Raw genomic sequence first — 16,056 nt, forward strand, 5'->3', positions numbered from 1 at the left:
TATCTATTCGCTCCCAGTGGCTGCGGGACCGTGACCGTCCAAGTCCTCGAGCGAAACTGGAACGCGCTCCGCGAGCTCCGTCCTCAATGTGTCCAGACGGTACTGCTTTAGTACATCCTTCCCTTCGCCGTAGTGGTGCTCTTCCAGGAGCGGCAGGATTTCCGACTCCCAAATCCTCGTGAGGACATCCTGCGTGATCCCTCCAACCTTGGGCATGAGATATGACGGCCCGATGCTGAATGATGGATCAATAATCTTCTTGTTGAGCTGTCGAAGCAGCAGTGCTGGTTCTGAACCGAGATCATTGCTCTTGTGCGCAAGAAGCCATCCGTGGAGCACCTCGGATACAGGACTTTGCGCTGGATGCAGTTCGCGGAAGGCGAAGCGACGGCGCATGGCCGCGTCCATCAGGGCGATGGACCGGTCAGACGTGTTCATGGTTCCGATGATGAAGAGGTTGTCTGGCAGCTCGAACGTTTCCTCGCTGTACTGAAGGCTGATCTTCCGGTGCCGGTATTCGAGCAGGAAGTAGAGCTCTCCGAAGATCTTCGCAAGGTTGCCCCGGTTGATTTCGTCGATGACCAGTACGAAGTTTCGGTGCTTGGCTTTGTTCGCTTTGTCGACTATCCGCCGCAACGGTCCATCTTTGAGTTCGTAGCTCAGGGCCCCGTTGACAGTAATGGGCCGGTACCCCTGGAAAAAGTCTTCATAGGAATAACTCGGGTGGAACTGCACAAGCTCTGCCTCGTCACGGGCAACGTGTTCGGCCAAGGCCAGGGCAATAAACGTCTTACCCGTCCCCGGCGGGCCGAAGAAGATCAATTGCCGCTTGTTCTCGAGGAGGTCCAACGACTCCTGCAACCACTTTTCCTCGATGTAGACCCGACCACTCAGAGCCGCGTCTGCAGCAGGAAACGGTTCGCGTTCGAGCCCTGGAGTCATCTGTTCGCCGTTCGTCGGCGTGACGTCGTCCACGGGTTCCGGTTGTGGGGTAGGACGAGTAACACCCTTTTTCCAAAGGGGCTTGTGCTGTTCATCGTAGAAGTCCACGGGAGCCATGGTCTCCTGTTGCATTCGGAGACCGATGTTGAATAAGTCGCGGTCCACGTCCCCAGTCGAATCAGCATCGCTGCTGATGAAAGCGTTTCGGACCAAGCCCTTGTCCTCGTCAGAAAAGATATCGGTGAAGGTTTCCGGATGGACCATGTACAACAGTGCGTTCCTCTGGGTAGGGAAGCTGCGTCCCTTGACGCTGAAGACGAAAGACTTCCAAGCCCACGGGTCCGATAAGACTTCCTGCTGCACCTCAATCGAGGACTGCAGGTAGTTCTCTACGACGGAAAGCACAAGGACCATCGCCTGAAATGTGTTGCTGTTCATCGCCTGGCCGGGGTGGACGACCCCGTTCTTTAGTCCTTTGAGGACCACGTCTGGAATTACTGCTGGCTCGTCCATGGTCTGGAGAATTGCCGAGATTCGTTCATTTTTCTTGCCGAAGCCGATTGCACCCTCAAAAATGGGCAGAACCTGCCACGTCACAAGCTCGGCCATCAAGAGTCGCGCTTCATCAGAGGCCTCTGCCAGCTGCATCCTTATCTTTTCGACAAAGGTGCCACCTCCTGCGTCCGGAGCTTCGATAAATCTGGTCCTTAGTTCGGTGATCGCAGCAACGGTCCAAACATCACGGTCCGGATCAAATACTGAAGACCCTTCCCGGAGGCCCCTCTCCACGAAAAGACCCGTAGTGGCGCGGAAAACATCCTCTTTCGCGTTCCGTGAGACGAGTACCGTTCGGAGTTGCTCTGCGCGGTTAGCTTTTCGCCGTGCGGTCTGGGCAGCTGAAAGCTTTGCCATCTGGCCGAAAAGTTCATCAGCGCTTGGGTAGAGGTCTAGAACCTTCAGGCCCTCCGGCGTTATTCGCCAGATTCCGTCCGTCTTCGTTATCCAGCCTGCCGCTACCAGGCCGATGGAGTCGAAAGACAAGTTTGCGTTCCCGCGCACGAGACCGCTTGCATTGGTGGTGGCTTCAGCCGGGCTCAGAGGCACGCGATCAACGGCGAGTTGAAACACACCATCCGGATCCTTCGAGTTGCGGACGCCCTCCGAGTGTTCCGACAGGATCTCCAGAACCGCCCTGATGCGTTTGCGGCGGTTTGGTCCAGTGCTTTCAGTCATATCGGTATTTGCCAATCTCTCGGGAAAGGGCACAAAGCAGAAGCTCGATGGCTAGTACGCTGCCGCTAACACTAACGATGTAACACAAAGGAGGCATAGATACTCCTCTTCGATCCTAAACATTGCCGCTTGGAATGCAGTGGTGGCAGATGGAGAGCGAGTCGCCTTATCCAATTAGTTGCACTTAGACTGCAACGGCTTGTACCAGCAGTCCGTGGGAACAGCAAACCTTTTGCCTCGGCGGATGGCAGCTGATATACCAGCTCAATGACCAAAGGCCACGTTTTCGTCACCATGGGCGATCTGCTGAATCTCAAGTCGGATGCTTGGTTGCTGCCTGTCGATCGAAGGGCTTCTCCAGGGGCTCGATGGACGAGGGCAATGCCAGAGCTTGCGGATGCAATAGATGCAGAAGACCTCTGGTCCTTTCAAAATGAATCCACTTTCGCACATGCGCTTCATGCTTGGCCCGCTGGTTCATCCATTCCGGTCCTAACAGCGGTACCAATGGCGGGCATTACGGATGCGGATGGGTTGCTGCCGCGATTTCGTGCATTTCTGGAAGTAGCCACCGCTGCTGTAAACGAGCGCCGGGTGACGTCCGCAGACCGGGCGAGCCCTTCCGTGCTGGCCACGCCCTTCTTCGGGACCGGCCATGGAGGTGGAAACATATATCGGGGCGCCATTCTAAAAGTCCTTCTTAAGGAGGCTCACCGGCATGCCGGTGAGGCGGGCGTCGATATCGTATTTGTGTTTCAAGATCCGGCAGCCTTCGCTCTCGCACAACAACAGCGCAGGGAAGGGGAAACTGCGTGGGCCGCCTTGACGCCGCCCCTTCTGACCAAGGCCAAAGAGCTGGGTGAGATCGCCCGGTCCGGCAGGTTGGTCCCATTCATGGGCGCTGGAATCAGTATTAGCGCCGGCGCTCCCACTTGGAGTCAGCTCCTAGGCCGGTTGGCAGGAGCCGCAGGTCTCTCAGAGCTGGAAAAGAAAGCGCTGGAGGAGCTCAGCAACTTAGACCAAGCTGCGGTTCTTCGGTCCTACTTTGAGGAGAAGTTTCCCGAAACCAGCGACACCAGATTTGGTCGCACGGTGAGCGAAGCCGTCAACATGAAGCAATATGGACTTGCGCCCAGTCTGCTCGCCTGCCTGCCTTCCAGCGGCGCCATCACCCTCAACTACGACACTCTCTTCGAGACGGCGTCCAAAGACGCCGGCAGCCCTCGCACGGTCATACCTGGGGAGAAACCTGACGACGCTACCGCCGCGACCCATAAGTGGCTGCTGAAGCTCCATGGGTCAGTTGATAAACCAGAAACCATCGTCCTTACACGAGACGACTACTTAGGTTACAGCGCTACGAGAGAGGCACTCTCAGCGCTCGTGAAAGCACATCTCATTACACACCATTTGTTGTTTGTGGGCTTTGGACTTGCCGATGATCATTTTCACGAAATAATCCATGACGTCCGCCGGGCTTTGCCTGCGCAAGAAGCAGGCCGGCGATTCGGGTCAGCGCTCATGCTGAAGCGCGACGCGATGCAGGAAAAGCTTTGGGGCAAGCATCTGAACCTCATCGATATGGAGGACGCTGGTTTCTCTGAATCCGGTACCGCCGCCCAAGCGAGACGGCTTGAGATCTTTTTGGACGCCTTGATTGCCCACGCTTCGGACAGCCATTCCTTCCTTTTGGCTCCCCATTACGGGGACGGCCTCACGGACGAAGAGTCGGCTCTCAGAAGCGCCCTGCTTGAAGTCGCCGGAGTTTCTTCTCGCGGAGCGGCCAGCAGCACAACATTGGTGATTCACCGCATGCTGAGGGATCTCGGCTGGGACGGGTCAGCTCCCAGCAGTTAGCGGTACCCCCGGAAGACCGAGTCGCTCACCTCCGGCAGCACGGCCGAGAAGTCGGGATTGGCCACCAGCAGATACGCGGAAATACAGAAGATCCACGGAGCTAGCTGCCCCGCACCCACAACCGCGACGGCCTCCCCCGCGTCCCGTCGGACATCTGCCCTGTCCCCACCAACTTGGGCTCCATGAACCTCCGGAACGTGTCGCGCATCAGCGGGGCGCCCGCCACCGCCTCGTGCAGCTCCCGCAGGTCCTTCAGAGTGAACGGCTCGTCCAGAAGCGCCCCAGGATCCGGCGCCTCGGCATAGGCAGCACGCAGCCACTCCACAGCCTTGGCCACGATGTCCGCGTGCCCATAGGGAAGCCCGGCGATCAGCTCCGGCTCCCCGGTCACGGAAGCCAGCCGCGCGCCGTCGGACTTTAACGCTTCCTTCAACGCCGCCAGCGGCACCACGTCCACGTGCGCCACTGACAACACCCAGCCGCGGTCGTCGCGCCCCGGCTCGTCAAACACCTGCAGCTGCCGAGGCACCCGCCCCGAGATCCCCGCCTTTTCCCGCAGGCACCGCAGCACCGCGTCCGCCAGGGTCTCGCGTTCACGCAGGAACGTTCCCGGCAGTGCCCACTTTCCGTGCTGGTGGTCCTCCGCGCGGCGCACCAGCAGCACGCAGACGCTCCCCTTCGCCACGGTCAGCACCGCCGTATCCACTGCCACCGACGGCCGCGGGTAGTCGAGCAGGGACGGTCCCGGAGTGTTCTTGGAATCCTTCACACGTCCATTTATCGCAGTCTTGCGCTAAAGAAGCAACACGTGCATACTGAAACCAATTAGCGCAGAAATGCGATAAATCAACTGGAGGTTCCCATGAAAGTCCCGCAGCTTCACGTCGGCGCCGGCAGCAGCCTCGGCCCGCTCAACATCTTCCCTGTCTGGACCTCGGCACCGGGAAGCCTCGGCATCAGCACCGGCACCCACGCAGACGTGGCCGTCACCGAACTAGCCAGCGGCGCCCAGGTATCCCGTCTCAGCGTCACCAACAACGGCCCGCACCCGGCGCTGCTGCTGGAAGGTGAGCTGCTCGAAGGCGGCCAGCAGCACCGGACCTGTGCCCGCGACGTCGTCCTCGGCCCAGACGAAACCCGCGACATCGACACCTTCTGCGTCGAAGCCGGCCGCTGGGAAGCCGGAGAGAGCAGCCACCGCCGGCAGGCACGCCGCGCCCCGCTGAACGTCTGGTCCGAGCTGGCCAACGGCCTGGACGGGCAGCGGGGAGGAGACCGGCAGGACCGCATCTGGGAACGGGTCCGCCGCTTCGACGCCGCCCGGGGCGCATCCGCCACCAGCTCCCTCCTCCAGCACATGGACTGGTTCAAGGACGACAAGGAGGAACGGAACCGGTTCAGCGCCGCGGACGCGCCCGCTCCGCTGGAGGGCCAGCGCGGTGTGGTGATCGGCCTGGGCCGGCAGCCGCTGCTCCTGGAGGTCTTCGGCACCCACACCCTCTTCCGCCGCCACTACCGGCAGCTGATCGAAGCGGCGCTGCTGGACCTTGAGCTCCTGCCACCCCAGGTGCTGGCATCAGGACCGATGCCCGGCCAGCGGGCCCGTTACTTCGCCGCACACGTCCAGGCGATGGACTTCGGAACGTTCGACGGCGGCACCGCGGCTGTCGAGGTACGGAACCACGGCTCCCTCCGGAGCCGCAGCGTGTCCCGTGCCGCCGGAGCAGTCACCGCCGCCGGCATCGCCGTCGCACTCCCACAACGCCGGCCCCAGCTGGCCCACCTGACCGGCTGGAACACCCAACACCCCCTGATGGAGATGGCATGAAACTGAACCCCCTGCAGAATGACCGCGCGGCCGGCGTCCTCGTCGCCCTGGCCGCCGGCGACGCCCTCGGAGCCGGCTACGAGTTCGGCGCCCCGCTGCCGGACGGCGCCGAAGTGACCATGAAGGGCGGCGGCCCGTTCGGATTCGCGCCTTCCGAGTGGACCGACGACACGTCCATGGCCATCCCCATCGCCCAGGCGCTGCTGGAGTCCGCGTCCGACGCCGGCCCCTCCTCCCCCGCGACGCTCACCATGGTGGTCCGGGCCTGGACATCCTGGGCGGCCGAAGCGAAGGACGTCGGGGCGCAGACGAGCTCCGTCATCGCTGCCGCCCGGCGGCTGGCTGCTGCTGCCGGGCGGAACGTCACAGCCGCCGACTTCACCGCCGCGGCCGCGGACTTCCATGCCCGGACCGGCCGCAGCGCCGGCAACGGGTCGCTGATGCGCACCGCCCCGCTAGCCCTCGCCTACCTGGAGCGGGACCCTTCTGAACTGATGGCTGCGGCCGGGATGGTAAGCGCCCTGACCCACGCCGACCCTGATGCCCAGGAGGCCTGCGGGCTGTGGTGTGTGGCGATCCGTCACGCCGTTCTCAGCGGGCAGCTCGATGTCCGGGTGGGTCTGCCGCTGCTGCCCGACGAGCGGGCTTCGGTCTGGCTGGAGCGGATCGAAACGGCGGAGCGGTCCCGACCCCGCGACTTCACGCGCAACGGCTGGGTGGTTGAGGCGTTCCAAGGCGCTTGGAGTGCCATCCATTACGCGGGCCTTTCAGCGTCAGGCCCGGACCATCTTCGGGCAGCGCTGGAGGAGGCCGTGCGCGGCGGGCGCGACACCGATACTGTCGCCGCCATCGCCGGCGGCCTGCTGGGAGCTACTTACGGCTACACCGCTGTGCCCTTCGAGTGGCGGCAGCGCCTGCACGGCTGGCCGGGCCTGCGCGCCCGCGACTTGATGGTGCTGCATGGAGCTGGGCCGCGGCGAGGGCAGGCGGGCTGCGTCCTGGCCGCGGGCCGAACGTCAGGACTACAGCATGTGGGGCCGCACCGATGCGCTGGTCCAGCATCCGCACGACGACGGCGTGTGGCTGGGCGGGGTCGGTTCGCTTGGGCGGGGCGCCGAGTTGGGCATTGAGGCGGTGGTCTCGCTTTGCCGGCTGGGCACGCTGGATGTGCCGGGAGTGGCTCCTGAAGATTATGCTTCTTTCTGGATGGTCGACTCTGCTTTTGAAGGCGACAACGCACATGCCGCCTTTGTCCTCGGGGAGGCGGTAGCCGCCGTCGAACGCTATCGGGCGGAGGGCAAAACGGTACTGCTGCACTGTGTCCGGGCAGAGTCCAGGACGCCGACAGTCGCTGCGCTTTACGGGGCTCATGTGGCCGGCATTTCAGCGGTGGAAGCCTTGGAGGAACTGCAGCGCGTGCTGCCAGGGGCGCAGCCGAATCCGCTGTTCATGCGGATATTGAAAGACGCCTGGACTGCCGTCGTCACGTCATGAGGGTGACCGCGCGGAGCAGTTGCCCAACAATGTCCGCAGGTGCTGATAAGAATGACATGGCATCGGAGAAGATGCCGCGTTGGCGCTCAGGATGGGGAGAGTTGCAATTGGGGGAACTGGAGTCCAGGTCGCACCGACGTCCACTGGATCGGCACCAGGTTGCTGGTCGGGCAGTGAAGGCCTACCAGGCAGGTGACCCGCTGCTGCGCATAGCGGCCGATGCCTGTATGAGAACTTACGACATACTGCGTCTACTCAGCACGCGGGTTGCTGATAACAGCGAGCAGCAGCGGTCCGAAGCCCTTCGCCGGCGGTGCTCTGCGACTGCTGAGGTTCTGCGAGAGGATGCCTACCGGATTGTCCAGCTTTTAGAAGCTGGAATTGAAAGATCTGACATTCCAAGAATCCTGGCCGCTCTTGGCACCCCGATCGACATCGATATCGCTGCAGAGCTGTTGAAGAGCCCTGACCTCCTCATAGACCCCGTCCTTCGTCGAAGACCATCTATGGTCACCCACATGATGTGGTTGCGCTACGTGACGGGGTATCACCGAGGGCTACAGCCTGATTACGAGCTCGCCGTAGGCAAAATTCCTTTGCCAGCTATCCACGATTTTCGAATGATCCTAACTGAGCATCATTCGCTGCAGCAGGTAGCTCAAGTCATTGCCCTTGTTGAAACAACAGCTGAGGCCATTAGTACGGGCGACGACGAAGGCATCACATTCTCTGAATACGAAACCGCTCGGGAAGCGATAATCCTCGGCTCAGGCGCGGAGCGACGCCCATTGCTTCCACCCCCGGCAGAATTGATCCGTGATCAAACGGAAGGAAGGTCCTGGCACGTGGCGCTGGAATCGGTGGGCTTGAAATTTCCTGCTGTGCGCGGCGGATTTATCGCTTCCGACTTCGAAGATGCGTCGCAGGCATACGGTGCCACAGAGTGTCACTTCGGGTCCCCGAAAGATGTCGCCAGTTATGACAGCTGGATGATCGCCGAAGCAGCCATGGGTCGGGATCGCCCCTCTGCGGTGGCCATCGGACGGCACTTTGGAGCCTGGGAGTCTGTGATCGGCGCCTGCGTTCCGCTAGAAGAAGATGAGCTCCGCGGGATCGTCACTCATTTGAGGACCGAGGCTGCTGCAGACTACGCGTGGGCGCGAGCTGCAGAACTCATCAGTGAAGTGCTCCAAACGATGCCGTGGAACTCGTTCCTCAGCATCCAATACGGGGCAGGCGCGGATGGAGGGCCTCAGCCGTACGCCCAGATCACCCCTGGGCCCGACGGGGCGTGGTGTGAGATCGTCTCCGAAGAATTCCTGCAGCCGGACGACTGGCCGATTTATCCCGAGCGCCTGCTGCAAGACGGATGGTCGAAACCTGATGCGGAGGTCCCCAACTGGTTCAGGGAAGGCGTTGCGTTGGAAGATGCCGGGCACGTCACTCTTGAGGGCCTCAGAGACGGCCGGTCTTGTTATGAAGCTGACGAGCTTCGATGGCACACCGGGAGTTTCCCCTCCGGAACCAGCCCAGACGGCGGAGTCACAGTTGACGATGTCCTGAAAGGCTCTGTGCAAACGCTCCGCAATGCCAGTTGAATTCCCGTTTGAGTAGATAGGACCAACGTGCCAGTCCCCACGATCCTCACCGAAGGCAATGAAGAAGAAGCGGCCCGTCTCCTGGCCGCTTACTATCGGCGCACAGCAGATGGCCTGCCCGCCTACACCGGCAGCTATTTCAATTCGTGGGCTGGCGGCGGCGACTCAAGCGACAACGTAGACACTATTACGGCCGACGACCTTATTGCTGTCTCTTTCCTGTCAGTCGATATACCGGGCGACGCCGCTATTGGATTACTGGATACCCACAGCGACAGCATTTCGCGCTTGCTAAAAGACATTTCTAGCGACCGTGATCTTGCAGACGTCTCCCCCAGCGAATATTCGGATTTTTTTGGCACAAACAGTCCAGCGACTGAGTTATGGCACGTCCTTCGCGGACGTGACACCGGCAGGTGGGGAGTAGGAGAAACAAGGGCCAGTAAGATCATGGCCAGGAAACGCCCCCGACTGATTCCCATTTACGATTCTGTAGTGGGCCCACAGATGGGCCTAAATGGGACATCCAAAAACCAGTGGCTCATCTGGCACTCCGCTTTCATTGAGGATAAGGGACTGAGGCAACGCCTGGCCACGATCTACAAACTCTCTGGTGTCGAGGACTCCATTTCCGATATCCGAGTTATGGACATCGTCCTGTGGATGTTCGGTAAGCAGCCTCCACAGGCAACAGCAAACATCAACAAGTAAAGGCACGTGGAGTCGTCATGCCCCTATACCTCGACCAACTTGCCATAAGCGTCGCCCGTTGCAGTGAGCTAGTGCGCGTAGGCAAGGAAACTGAAGAGGGCCGCCATCACCCCTGCCGGAAGATCGTGGACTCACAGGACGCGTTCGCCGGCCCCTTTCAGGTGCCTGAAGCATGGGCGGGCAACCTAGCTTCGGCCCGCATAGCGTTCCTCTCCTCGAACCCGGCCATCAGCGTAGGCAACCCCGCCGCTCGATGGCGCGCAAAGCGCGTAGCCGAAAAGTACCCCACCGTGGACTGGCAAGATTCCGACATTGCGGACTTCATGATCCACCGCTTCGAGCCGGAGCACGGTTGGGTCCTGAACCGCCGACACCGAAAAGTGGAAACAGCGGACGGGCCGACGTGGGGTACCCCCGAGCCGTACTGGGGCTGGGTAAAGCAGCAGACGTATGCCCTACTCGGCGCAGGAGCACCGTGGTACGAGCAGGCTGTGATGACGGAGGTGGTCCACTGCAAGTCCAACGGTGAGGAGGGCGTCGCCCAGGCTGCACCTCTTTGCGCTCAAAAACATATGGACCGCATTCTCGCTGCGTCACCGGCAGGGCTTGTTGTGGTCGTTGGAAGCAAAGCCGCGCAGACCCTCAAGCTTGCCTATCCTGCCGTCTTCCAGCAGCGGCCATTGTTTGGGAAGTACACGGAGCACGGCGTGCCGTACCAAGAGCAGAACCTCTTTCAGATGGTGCTCGGTGGCAGAAATAGGCTCATCTGCTTCCTGAAGCATCCGAGCTCACACGGCGCCAAGCCTTCGCTAGCGCTGACTTACGCCGACAACCTCGACAGGCTGAGACTCGCTGTCGAAGGAACAGTATGAGGTGCATTCCGGAGGAACCGGAATTCGGCGAGGGACATCACGCGGAGAAGGCCGTCTGGACCGCCCTGCGGAACAGCCTCCCCGATGACTGCGTCTTGGCCCACTCGGTCCACGTCCGTGATGGCCGGAACGAGTACGAGATCGACTTGCTGGTCCTTTGGCCCAATGTGGGCATGGCCGCGATCGAGGTCAAGGGTGGCCAGGTCAGCATTGCAGACGGGCAGTGGTATCAGTCGGACCGGACGCAGAGGCGCAAGATTCAAAGCCCCGTGGCGCAGTCCCAGAGTTCTCTTCATGCCCTCAAGAACTGGCTTGAGGACCAGCTTGGTTCGCGCCTTAGCAGCCGCTGCGTCTACATGGTCAGCCTGCCGTACACCGACGTGCCAAGCGACTGGACCATGGCGGGCTGCCCCCGATCACTCATCCTTGACCAGACCGACAGCAAGTTCCCCGCCGAGCTAGTCCGCCAAGCCATCGAAAACGAAGGAGGCGGCGCCGCCCCGCTGGCCCCGGCTTTCCTGGACCGCATCGTCCGCAAGCTAAGTGGAGACCTGGACGCCGCCGTCGTACCTTCCACCACTTCCCAGGAGGATGAGGCAGCGCAGGACCACCTCACCGAGCGCCAGTCCGTGCTGCTCCAGGCGACCCGGTCGCTCCCCCGGATCCGCTTCACCGGAGGCGCCGGCAGCGGAAAGACCTGGCTCGCCGTCGAAAAGGCCCGCATGCTCAGCAAACAGGGCAAACGCGTTGGCCTCTTCTGCTACAACAAAGGCCTGGGGCAATACCTCCAGGACCGCGTCGAAACATGGCGGCGCCAAGCGAAGCCGGTGTTCACGGGCGAGTTCCACGAATACGTGCGCAGGCTGGGCGTACCGAACGGTACAGGGCAGGAGTACTTCGACGTCGAAATGCCCCGACTCCTCAAGGAACTGGCAGCCAAAATGCACCCGCACGAGCGGCTGGACGCTGTCATTGTCGATGAGGCACAGGACTTCGCGCCCCTGTGGTGGGACGCGCTTCTCGCGTGCACCACCGACCCGGACGCGGGTGAGGTGTACGCCTTTATGGACGGCCGGCAGGACGTCTACCAACGCTGGGGAGGCGCGACGGCGGATCTCACCAGTGGGCCGATGACCACGCTGGTGCCTATCCACATCGACGACAACCTACGCAATACCCGCAAAATCGCCGAGACCTTCAAGCCCTTCACGGGCGAGTACTTCACACCCCGCGGCAGCACCGGCCTGCCCGTACGGTTCGTGGACTGCCCAACCGAGGAGGCGCTCCAGGTCGCCGATGACTGTGTGGATGCCCTAATTGACGAGGGCTGGGCGAACAACCAGATCGCGCTCCTCACCACCAAGGACCGCCACCCCATCCATCTGGACTACTTCAAGCGCGATGCCACCGAGGAATACTGGCGGGACTTCCACGCCAACGACGGTGAGTTCTACGGCCATGTGCTGGGATTCAAGGGATTGGAACGGTCCGTGGTTGTCCTCTGCGTCAACGGGTTTAAGGACATGGGCCGGGCGCGGGAACAGCTTTATGTCGGATTGTCCCGGGCGCGTAGCCTGTTGGTTGTTGTGGGTGATTCCGGGCTGCTGGAGGAGGCGGGCGGCCGCGAGCTGAAGCATGCGCTGTCGCGCAGCCAGGCCTGGAAGCCGGCGCTGGAAGACGGTTAGTGGCACTGCTCACCTAAATTGTCGGTGCCCCGCAATACTCTTCAGGCACCAGATCAGAACCGTCCAATAGGGGATGAAATGCCAGAACTAGCCGACGCCGGGTCTCACCCGGTCGCGACGCTTCCGCCGGTGCCCGCCCAGGCTCCGCCCGCGGCGGTGCCTGCCTCCTACGACTACGCCTTCCTGTACCCCTGGCAGCAGGAGGCACTCAAGGCCTGGCACTCAAATGCGCGCCGCGGCGTGGTGGAGGCCGTTACGGGTTCCGGTAAGACCCGCGTCGGGATCGCCGCCGCTTTCGAAGCAGTGCGGCAGGGCATCAAAGTCCTGATCCTGGTGCCAACAGCCGAGCTGCAGCGCCAATGGCTGGTCTCCCTGCGCCGGGACCTGCCCGCCGCACAGCGCGGTGCCCTCGGTGACGGCCGATCCGATTCCCTCGATGAAGTGGACATCCTCGTCGCCATCGTTCACTCCGCGTCGAACCGAGAGACCCTCCGCTCGCACAAGGCCGGACTGATCATCGCTGATGAGTGCCACCGTTATGCGGCACCCATGTTCACCGGCGCCCTGCAGGAAGGGTACGCCTGGCGGCTTGGACTGACAGCCACGTTCGAAAGGGCGGACGGTGAGCACGAGAACCTCCTGACCCCCTACTTCGGCGGCGTCATTTACAACCTCTGGTACGACCGGGCGTTGAAGGACCAAGTCATCGCCCCGTTCGACATTGCGTTGGTGGGCGTTGATCTGACTTCAGCGGAACAGACCGACTATGACGAGTTCTCGGCCGTGATGGTGGAGGCGGCGCGAAACCTCGAGACGTACGCAGGCATTCCCCGCCGGCCCTTCCCGCAGTTCATTGCAGCGGTGGCCACGCTGGCGGCTTCGGACTCCCTCAGCCGGGAAGCAACAATCGCGCGCAGGTACATGCGGGCAATGTCCTCGCGGCTCACCCTGCTGGCGGAAGCCAAGACGAAGTACCTGGCACTTGCAGCACTGAAGGAAACGGTTGATGGGTCCCGCGGGACCTTGGTTTTTACACAGACCCAGGAGTCAGCCCGGCGGGCGCAGGAGCTGTATACGTCCCTCGGTTCGACGGCGTCGGCGGTTTTCAGCGGAATGGCCAGGGATGACCGCCGGCAGGGCCTGGAGGATTTCCGCACCGGCGCATCACAGGTACTCACCGCGCCGCGGCTCCTTGACGAAGGCATCGACGTACCCGAGGCGGACCTCGGGATCATCGTTGCAGCCAACCGGAGCCAGCGGCAGATGGTGCAGCGGCTCGGCCGCGTTATCCGTAAGAAAGCCGACGGGCGGCCCGGACGTTTGGTTGTCCTCTACTCCAAGGGCACCGTGGAGGACCCGGACGTCCAGGGCGAGGAGTTCCTGGGCAAGGTTCTGCCCTTCGCCCGCAACGTTGGGTTCTTCGACATCAAGACGGACCAGGACGGGTTGCAGGAGTTCCTCCGCCAGGCCGACCCTGAAGAGGCTTCAGGGCCCGAGCCCGGTGAGCCCGCGGCGGGTACGCCCGGCGACGGCGCTGGACCGGAGGTCGGCAATGAGCTGAAGCCGGTTGTGGAGCCTCCCGTGGAGGAGGACGACGAGAGCGCGCCGACGTCGTTTGATCTTGATGACTCCGGCTGGCTTGAGGAGCTCCAGGGGGTCGAGGGCTTCAGCGACGACGGTGTATCGGACTACCTCCAGCGGGCAGGCCGCGCGGACCTGCTGACAGCCGAGCAGGAAGTGGAGCTCGCGAAGGACATCGAGGCCGGCCTTTACGCCGCTCACCTGCTGGCAGAAGGCCCTGCCCGCGGGCGCCGCGAGACCCGGGAGCTCCGGATGATCGCCCAGATGGGCCAGCGGGCCGCGGCCGCATTGCTTGAGGCGAACCTCCGGCTGGTGGTGTCCATCGCCAAGAAGTACGTCTACCACGGCATGGACCTGCTGGACCTGGTCCAGGAGGGGAACATCGGCCTCCACCGGGCGGTCTGCAAGTTCGACTACACCTTGGGCTTCAAGTTCTCGACGTATGCCACGTGGTGGATCCGGCAGGCTGTCACCCGGGCCCTGGCCGACCAGGCGCGGGTGATCCGGCTCCCGGTCCACATGGTGGAGCAGATCCACAAGGTGCAGGCAATTCAGCGTGAAGCCGCCCGGAAGGGGCTCGAATACAGCCTTGAGGAACTCGGCAAGCTCATGGACCAGTCGACTGCAAAAGTGGAGTATCTTTTGGCGCTGGACCAGCCTGTACGTTCGCTGGAGTACCTTGTCCCCGACGGCAAGGGGGGCCTCGAGCCGCTGGCGGACCAGCTCCTCGATCCCTGGCACGTGGATGTCGTTGACAAGATCGCCAAGGAACAGCTGACGGCACAGGTGCATGCGGTCCTGGACACGCTGACTGAACGGGAGGCCGGAGTCATTGCGATGCGTTTCGGCCTGGACGACGGCGAGGAAAAGACCCTGGATGCCATCGGCAAGGCCTACGGCGTCACGCGCGAGCGCATCCGCCAGATCGAGTCGAAGACCATGGCTCTGCTCAGAGAACCAGAACGATCCCAGTCCCTACGCGAGTACAACTTTGACGGCATCGCCGGATCCACAGGCACCGAGACCGGTGCAGCATGATGGCGGAGCCACGAAAACTGCCCTGGCCGACCAAAAGTGCGGCGCCGGTGGACAACTACGAAGAGTTCATCGGCCGCCTTGATGCCGCGAGCGCCAAACTCAAGGCCCGGCGCAACACCCTGAACGAGATTATTGCGATCCTGGCATTGCTGCTGAGGCAGAACACCACCGGTATTCAGCTCTGGGAGCAGCGGCTTCACGCGTGCGAAGAGCTGTTGGCACATGCCGCCGGCGAGCCTGAACGGAGCACTGCCCTGATGGAACTTCACGAGGTTGCGCTCAAAATGGAGCCCCTGTTCCGGAAGAGGGCGCAGCGGATCGACGTGCGGCTGGCCGCGGTCCGCGCGCGCTACGCGGAGATCAACAGCTCCCTCCACAGTCTGGAGAAGAGCAAAATCAAACTGACGTCATCCCGGATGATTGCGAAGGAACGCGAGAGCCTGAGCAGGGCGATCGGAGAACTCAGCGGGACGCCGGACGCGGTTGCAGTGGCCAACCCGGACCCGGGCCTGCGCAGCGATCTCCAGGACGCACGGCACGCCATCATCCTGGCCGAGGCCCTGCTGGAAGCGAAACGGGAGAAATGATGCCGAATCCCAAACCGGAGCAGCGTGTGCTCCATGCTTTTACTTCCGAACAATGGAGCGGCCGGCCAGCAAAGGACGGCGGAAGCATATTCGTTGGGTCTGCCATCATCGGCGGGGTGCTATGCCTGGTTCTCATGACCTTCGTGCCGGGCCTCAGGAGCGGAGGAGCATTCACCCTCTTTACCGCTGCCTTCGCCGTCCTCTTCACGGTGCTGGCAATCAAGGGGAAGGCTTCTACCGAACGCAAGTTCCTGGAGGCCCTGACCGCAGCACTCAACGACACAATCGTGGGGCTGACCGGAAATATTGAACACCGGTTGTCGGCCCAACAGTTCAGGGCACTAATCGAAAACGGCGGGCCCCTGCCGCTGCCCGTCAACGGTGTTCCCGGGCTGGAACTCCAGGCAGTCCGGGAGAAACCGCCTGTGCAGGCTTGGAATCCTGCCGTAAAGCGTGTGGACAACGTTGTCTGGACGACGCGCATCGTCGTCACCGCCACCCCTCCTGACTATGGAGTAACAAGCTTTGACCGTTTGATGGCCGCCGCTGCAGACTTTGGCGGGGACAGCGGCGCGCAGAAAACAGCAGGGTAATCCGATGGCACTACCGCACGGACCCTGCCCTACCGTA

At 62.1% G+C, this 16,056-nt stretch carries 13 protein-coding genes; 11 read left to right on the plus strand and 2 right to left on the minus strand.

Translation table 11 applies throughout. From position 1 onward, the window contains the following. Positions 1-3: 3 nt before the first annotated feature. On the minus strand, positions 4-2,175 hold the full coding sequence (locus QF038_RS15340) for an AAA family ATPase (protein ID WP_307610950.1): 2,172 nt from the start codon (positions 2,173-2,175) through the stop codon (positions 4-6). Between the two features lie 267 nt (positions 2,176-2,442). Here QF038_RS15340 and QF038_RS15345 point away from each other — a divergent pair, with 267 nt between their 5' ends. Continuing rightward, the gene (locus QF038_RS15345; protein ID WP_307610952.1) at positions 2,443-4,032 is read left to right on the plus strand and encodes an SIR2 family protein; all 1,590 of its coding nucleotides are present in this window, start codon (positions 2,443-2,445) and stop codon (positions 4,030-4,032) included. A 100-nt stretch (positions 4,033-4,132) separates the two neighbouring features. On the opposite strand, the gene QF038_RS15350 is transcribed toward QF038_RS15345, so the two are convergent. Continuing rightward, entirely contained in the window at positions 4,133-4,801 is a 669-nt protein-coding gene (locus QF038_RS15350) for an NUDIX hydrolase (RefSeq protein WP_307610954.1), read from the minus strand. A gap of 93 nt (positions 4,802-4,894) precedes the next feature. Between QF038_RS15350 and QF038_RS15355 the strand changes: the two genes are divergently transcribed. The 10 genes from QF038_RS15355 to QF038_RS15400 all read left to right on the plus strand — a co-directional run bounded on the left by QF038_RS15355 (position 4,895) and on the right by QF038_RS15400 (position 16,019). Further along, a complete protein-coding gene (locus QF038_RS15355; RefSeq protein ID WP_307610956.1) occupies positions 4,895-5,860 on the plus strand; it encodes an ARPP-1 family domain-containing protein in 966 nt (321 codons plus the stop codon). Beyond that, positions 5,857-6,990: an ADP-ribosylglycohydrolase family protein gene (locus QF038_RS15360; RefSeq protein ID WP_307610958.1), complete on the plus strand. Its 1,134-nt coding sequence runs from the start codon at positions 5,857-5,859 to the stop codon at positions 6,988-6,990. Before QF038_RS15355 ends, QF038_RS15360 begins: the two co-directional genes overlap by 4 nt. Beyond that, positions 6,980-7,354, plus strand: coding sequence for a hypothetical protein (locus tag QF038_RS15365; RefSeq protein ID WP_307610960.1), 375 nt, complete (start codon positions 6,980-6,982; stop codon positions 7,352-7,354). The genes QF038_RS15360 and QF038_RS15365 overlap by 11 nt, the downstream gene beginning before the upstream one ends. A gap of 173 nt (positions 7,355-7,527) precedes the next feature. Further along, entirely contained in the window at positions 7,528-8,952 is a 1,425-nt protein-coding gene (locus tag QF038_RS15370; RefSeq protein ID WP_307610962.1) for a hypothetical protein, read from the plus strand. A gap of 27 nt (positions 8,953-8,979) precedes the next feature. Next, positions 8,980-9,663 (plus strand): DUF6308 family protein, encoded by a 684-nt coding sequence (locus QF038_RS15375; protein ID WP_307610964.1) that lies wholly within the window; start codon positions 8,980-8,982, stop codon positions 9,661-9,663. Positions 9,664-9,680: 17 nt separating this feature from the next. Continuing rightward, a complete protein-coding gene (locus QF038_RS15380; protein WP_307610966.1) occupies positions 9,681-10,535 on the plus strand; it encodes a hypothetical protein in 855 nt (284 codons plus the stop codon). After that, complete coding sequence (locus QF038_RS15385; protein ID WP_307610969.1) at positions 10,532-12,220, plus strand: nuclease-related domain-containing DEAD/DEAH box helicase; 1,689 nt, start codon at positions 10,532-10,534, stop codon at positions 12,218-12,220. The genes QF038_RS15380 and QF038_RS15385 overlap by 4 nt, the downstream gene beginning before the upstream one ends. 78 nt (positions 12,221-12,298) lie before the next feature. Beyond that, positions 12,299-14,839, plus strand: a complete 2,541-nt coding sequence (locus tag QF038_RS15390; protein ID WP_307610971.1) for a sigma-70 family RNA polymerase sigma factor — start codon at positions 12,299-12,301, stop codon at positions 14,837-14,839. A 47-nt stretch (positions 14,840-14,886) separates the two neighbouring features. Beyond that, entirely contained in the window at positions 14,887-15,426 is a 540-nt protein-coding gene (locus QF038_RS15395; protein ID WP_307610973.1) for a hypothetical protein, read from the plus strand. Between the two features lie 134 nt (positions 15,427-15,560). After that, positions 15,561-16,019 (plus strand): hypothetical protein, encoded by a 459-nt coding sequence (locus QF038_RS15400; protein WP_307610975.1) that lies wholly within the window; start codon positions 15,561-15,563, stop codon positions 16,017-16,019. Positions 16,020-16,056: the final 37 nt, after the last annotated feature.

It is taken from the genome of Pseudarthrobacter sp. W1I19 (genome assembly GCF_030817835.1).
Classification (GTDB): Bacteria; Actinomycetota; Actinomycetes; order Actinomycetales; family Micrococcaceae; genus Arthrobacter.

Coding starts and splice junctions, on each gene's coding strand:
- QF038_RS15340 (WP_307610950.1), bottom strand. CDS start 2,175: ATGACTGAAAGCACTGGACCAAACCGCCGCAAACGCATCAGGGCGGTT.
- QF038_RS15345 (WP_307610952.1), top strand. CDS start 2,443: ATGACCAAAGGCCACGTTTTCGTCACCATGGGCGATCTGCTGAATCTC.
- QF038_RS15355 (WP_307610956.1), top strand. CDS start 4,895: ATGAAAGTCCCGCAGCTTCACGTCGGCGCCGGCAGCAGCCTCGGCCCG.
- QF038_RS15360 (WP_307610958.1), top strand. CDS start 5,857: ATGAAACTGAACCCCCTGCAGAATGACCGCGCGGCCGGCGTCCTCGTC.
- QF038_RS15380 (WP_307610966.1), top strand. CDS start 9,681: ATGCCCCTATACCTCGACCAACTTGCCATAAGCGTCGCCCGTTGCAGT.
- QF038_RS15385 (WP_307610969.1), top strand. CDS start 10,532: ATGAGGTGCATTCCGGAGGAACCGGAATTCGGCGAGGGACATCACGCG.
- QF038_RS15390 (WP_307610971.1), top strand. CDS start 12,299: ATGCCAGAACTAGCCGACGCCGGGTCTCACCCGGTCGCGACGCTTCCG.
- QF038_RS15400 (WP_307610975.1), top strand. CDS start 15,561: ATGACCTTCGTGCCGGGCCTCAGGAGCGGAGGAGCATTCACCCTCTTT.